Source organism: Devosia sp. (assembly GCF_041917035.1).
In the GTDB taxonomy this organism is placed as follows: domain Bacteria; phylum Pseudomonadota; class Alphaproteobacteria; order Rhizobiales; family Devosiaceae; genus Devosia_A.
The window spans coordinates 1-4,606 of the sequence record NZ_JAYRYM010000276.1; the positions used below are offsets into that span (position 1 = coordinate 1).

General features: G+C 67.0%; 6 protein-coding genes and 1 pseudogene. All 7 read left to right on the forward strand.

Features of this window, described 5'->3' with window-relative positions:
• Positions 1-59: 59 nt before the first annotated feature.
• Positions 60-626: a peptidylprolyl isomerase gene (locus ACE3TU_RS19170; protein WP_374627140.1), complete on the forward strand. Its 567-nt coding sequence runs from the start codon at positions 60-62 to the stop codon at positions 624-626.
• An 11-nt stretch (positions 627-637) separates the two neighbouring features.
• The gene (locus tag ACE3TU_RS19175) at positions 638-1,114 is read left to right on the forward strand and encodes a peptidylprolyl isomerase (RefSeq protein WP_374627142.1); all 477 of its coding nucleotides are present in this window, start codon (positions 638-640) and stop codon (positions 1,112-1,114) included.
• Positions 1,111-1,506 (forward strand): hypothetical protein, encoded by a 396-nt coding sequence (locus ACE3TU_RS19180; protein WP_374627144.1) that lies wholly within the window; start codon positions 1,111-1,113, stop codon positions 1,504-1,506. The genes ACE3TU_RS19175 and ACE3TU_RS19180 overlap by 4 nt, the downstream gene beginning before the upstream one ends.
• On the forward strand, positions 1,506-2,585 hold the full coding sequence (gene queA, locus ACE3TU_RS19185; RefSeq protein WP_374627146.1) for a tRNA preQ1(34) S-adenosylmethionine ribosyltransferase-isomerase QueA: 1,080 nt from the start codon (positions 1,506-1,508) through the stop codon (positions 2,583-2,585). The genes ACE3TU_RS19180 and queA overlap by 1 nt, the downstream gene beginning before the upstream one ends.
• Positions 2,586-2,651: 66 nt before the next feature.
• Entirely contained in the window at positions 2,652-3,218 is a 567-nt protein-coding gene (locus ACE3TU_RS19190; RefSeq protein ID WP_374627148.1) for a dihydrofolate reductase family protein, read from the forward strand.
• A gap of 44 nt (positions 3,219-3,262) precedes the next feature.
• Positions 3,263-4,390 (forward strand): tRNA guanosine(34) transglycosylase Tgt, encoded by a 1,128-nt coding sequence (gene tgt / locus ACE3TU_RS19195; protein ID WP_374627150.1) that lies wholly within the window; start codon positions 3,263-3,265, stop codon positions 4,388-4,390.
• A gap of 19 nt (positions 4,391-4,409) precedes the next feature.
• Positions 4,410-4,606, forward strand: a pseudogene (locus ACE3TU_RS19200) (glucose-6-phosphate isomerase); the annotation flags it as partial.

Here is a 4,606-nt window from a genome sequence, read left to right on the forward strand (position 1 = left end):
CTCGGGGGCGACATCTCCAAGTTCGTCCCGCCCATCGTCTTCGAGGCCCTCAAGAAATCATGACCGAATCCCTCAAGCGCGCCGGCCTTATCCTCGGTGTCCTCCTCGCGGCCGTGGCCGTGGTGTTTGCCTTCTCCCTCGCCAACCCCAAGCCCGCCGCGGCGCAGGACGGCAAGCCGCACTGGATCCTCGAACTCAAGGACGGCAGCGTCGACATCGAGCTGCTGCCCGAACTGGCGCCGGGCCATGTGCAGCGCGTCATCGAGCTGACCGGGCGGGGCTTCTACAACGGCATCGTGTTCCACCGGGTGATCGAGGGCTTCATGGCGCAGGGCGGTGACCCGACCGGCACCGGCATGGGTGGCTCGGACCTCCCGGACCTCAAGGCCGAGTTCAATACCACCGTGCACTTCTCGCGCGGCGTCGTGGCGGCCGCCCGCACCAACGACCCCGACAGCGCCAATTCGCAGTTCTTCATCATGTTCGCCGATGCCCCCTGGCTCGACGGCCAGTACACCATCTGGGGCAAGGTGGCCTCCGGCATGGAATTCGTCGACATGATCGCCAAGGGCGAGCCGCCGGCCAGCCCGGACAAGATCATCTCCGCCAAGATCGAATACAAGTAAGGACCGAGCCGATGGCTTACGCCGATCCCGAGAACACCCTGGTCATCGAGACCACCAAGGGCACCGTCGCCATCCAGATGCGGCCGGACCTCGCGCCCAACCATGTGGCGCATATCAAGAAGCTGGCCCGCGAGGGCTTCTACGACGGCGTGGTGTTCCACCGCGTCATCGATGGCTTCATGGCGCAGACGGGCGATCCGACCGGAACCGGCATGGGCGGGTCGAAGTACCCCAACCTGAAGCAGGAGTTCAGCGCGCAGCCGCACGTGCGCGGCACCGCCTCGATGGCGCGGGCGCAGAACCCGGACAGCGCCAACTCGCAGTTCTTCATCTGCTTCGGCGACGCCCGCTTCCTCGACCGGCAGTACACGGTCTGGGGCCAGGTGATCGAGGGCATGGACAATGTCGACAAGATCAAGCGCGGCGAGCCGGTGCGCGATCCCGACCAGATGGTCACCGTGAAGGTCGCGGCGGACCTGCCTGCATGATCCGGGCGGCCGCAATCGCCGTGTGCCTTTGCGGCCTCGCCACCCCGTCGCTGGCGACTGAGTGGGTCAACTGCGTCGCCCCCGGCGGCGAGGCGACGTTCGACTTCCTCGTCGGCAGCGTCGATTTCCTCGCCATCGCCGGGCTCAACATCTCGGTGGGCGAACAGGTGTGGGCCAGTTCGGCTGCCTACGGCCCCGGCGAGCCGGTCGCGGTCGGCCAGGCCTATGAGAGCGGCGACATGATCCTCATCGATGCCGTCGACGAAGCGATGGCGGCCCGCATCGCCGAGCTGCGCCTGTTCAAGGCCAGCGAAGGCGACGCTTTCGCATATGGCGGCACGCTGCGCATCCCCGGCCACGGCGCCTGGGCGGTGAGCTGCACCGGCCCCTGATGCGCGTCGACGCCTTCGATTTCGAACTGCCGCCAGAAAACATCGCGCTGCACCCGGTCGAGCCGCGCGACGCCGCCCGGATGCTGGTGGTCCGCCCGGGCGGGCCGCTCGAAGATGCTCGCGTAACGGATCTGTTGCGGATCCTGCGGCGCGGCGACCTGCTGGTCGTCAATGACACAAGGGTGCTGCCGGCCGAACTGCACGGCACCCGAACGCGCGGCGAGTATCGCGCCAGCGTCTCGTTCAACCTGCACAAGCGGGTGGACGATGCGACCTGGCTGGCCTTCGCCCGGCCCGCCAAGCGGCTGAAAGCCGGCGACCGGCTGAGCTTCGGGCAGGAGACCGACAATGCCTGCCTGCTCGGCACGCTCGAGGCCAGCGTTGCGGCGGTGGAGGAGGGCGGGCAGGTGACGCTCAACTTCGATCTCTCCGGAGCCTATCTCGACGAGGCGATCAAGGCTTTCGGCGCCATGCCGCTGCCGCCCTATATCGGGCTGAAGCGCGCGCTTGAGGAGCGCGACAAGACGGACTACCAGACCGTCTATGCGCGCAAGGACGGGGCCGTGGCCGCCCCCACGGCGGGCCTGCACTTCACTCAAGCACTGCTCGGTCAACTGGCCGATCTCGGCGTCGGCATCGAGCGGGTGACGCTGCATGTCGGGGCAGGGACGTTCCTGCCGGTCAAGGTCGAGGACACCGAGGACCACGTCATGCATGCCGAATGGGGAGAAATCCCGGCCGAGGTGGTCGAGCGCATCTGCGCGGCGAAGGCGAAGGGCGGCAGGATCGTCGCGGTGGGGACGACCAGCCTGCGGCTGCTGGAAAGCGCCTCGCGCGCCACAGGAACGCTGCAGCCGTTCTCAGGGGATACCGACATCTTCATCACCCCCGGCTACCGCTTCAATGCGGTCGACATGCTGATGACGAATTTCCACCTGCCGCGCTCGACCCTGTTCATGCTGGTCTCGGCCTTTGCCGGTTATGACACCATGCGGGCCGCCTATCGCCACGCCATCGACAGCGGCTACAGGTTCTATTCGTACGGTGACGCCAGCCTGCTGTTCCGGCAGGATAGTTAAGCGATCGCTTGACAATTCGTTGCGCGGGCCGATACTTAAGTGAATGCATAAGTGATGGAGGTGTCGATGCGCAGGCTGCTGGTGTGGAACGTGATGTCGCTCGACGGCTATTTCGAGGGCACGAACCCCTGGGACCTCAGCTTCCACGGCTCGGTCTGGGGTGACGAACTGGAGGCGTTCTCGATCCAGCAGCTCGACGCGATGGGCCTGCTGCTGTTCGGACGGAAGACCTACCAGGGCATGGCCGACTATTGGCAGAAGGAAGAGCCCGGCGCGGTCGCCGACCGGATGAACGCCATCCCCAAGGCTGTGGCGTCGACGACGCTCAAGACGGCCGAGTGGCACAATACCCGCCTGCTCTCCGGCGACGCGGCGACGGCGGTCAGGGCGCTGAAGGGGGAGGACGGGGGCGACATCTTCGTGTTCGGCAGTGCCGCGCTGCTCGAGACGCTGCTGGCCCACGGCCTCGTCGACGAGTATCGCGTCTGCATCGCCCCGGTGGTGCTCGGCGCGGGCACGCCGCTGTTCAAGCCCGCCGCGGCCGCGCTGGGCCTGTCGCTGCTCGAGGCCCGTCCGCTCGAGACCGGCGGCGTGCTGCTGCGCTACGCAGTGGGCGCCAGCCATCCGACCTGAACGCGGGGATGACAGGAGGCGGTGGTGCGGCTAATACCCGCGCCATGACCGATTACGCCTTCACCCTCATCGCCACCGACGGAATGGCCCGGCGCGGCCGCATCGACACCTGGCGCGGCGAGGTTCACACCCCGGCCTTCATGCCGGTGGGGACCGTCGGCACCGTCAAGGCGATGTATCCCGAGCAGGTGCGCGACACCGGCGCCGATATCCTGCTCGGCAATACCTACCACCTGATGCTCAGGCCCGGAGCCGAGCGCGTCGCGGCGCTGGGCGGGCTGCACGACTTCATGGACTGGCAGCGCCCGATCCTCACCGATTCCGGCGGCTTCCAGGTGATGTCGCTGGCCAAGCTGAGGAAGCTCACCGAGACGGGCGTGACGTTTCGCTCGCATATCGACGGCAGCGCGCACGAGTTGACGCCGGAGCGCTCGATCGAGATCCAGACGCTGCTCGACAGCGACATCATCATGCAGCTCGACGAGTGCATCCCGCTCCCCTCCGAGTTCAAGGAGATGGAGCGGGCGATGGAACTGTCGCTGCGCTGGGCACAGCGGAGCAAGGACGCCTTCGGCCACCAGCCGCGCCGGTCGCTGCACGGCATCGTGCAGGGCGGCGACAATGCGGAACTGCGCGGCCGGTCGGCGGCGGGGCTGAAGTCCATCGGCTTTTCCGGCTATTCGATCGGCGGCCTCGCCGTGGGGGAGCCGCAGGAGACGATGTTCCGGGTGCTGAGCGAGATCACCCCGGAGCTGCCGGCCGACAAGCCGCGCTACCTGATGGGCGTGGGCAAGCCGGACGATATCCTGGGCGGCATCGAGCGCGGCGTCGACATGTTCGACTGCGTGCATCCCACCCGCGCCGGCCGGCACGGCCATGCCTATACGCGGATGGGGGTGATCAACCTTAAGAACGCGCGCCACAAGGACGATCCCCGGCCGCTCGACGAGGCCTCGCCCAACCCCAATTGCCGGCGGTTCAGCCGCGCCTACCTGCATCACCTGATCCGCACGGAGGAAATGCTCGGCGCGATGATCTTGAGCCAGGTGAACCTGCATTACTACCAGCAGCTCTGCATCGGCGCCCGGCAGGCGATCGAGGCTGGCACCTTCGCCGATTATGCGGCACAAACACGGGCAACCTGGGCAGCGGGCGACATCCCCGCCCTCTGACACGTCGGGAGAATGCGTCATGGCCTCGAGCCGCAAGTCCCTCCTCAATCCGCTGATGAAGTCGCGCAAGCGGCTGGCCGAGACGACGATGCGCGAATTGTTCGCGGCCGATCCCGATCGCTTCAAGACGTTCTCGGCCAAGGCCGGCGACCTGCTGCTCGACTACTCCAAGAACCGGATCGACGAGCGGGCGATGAGTGCGCTGTTCGACCTCGC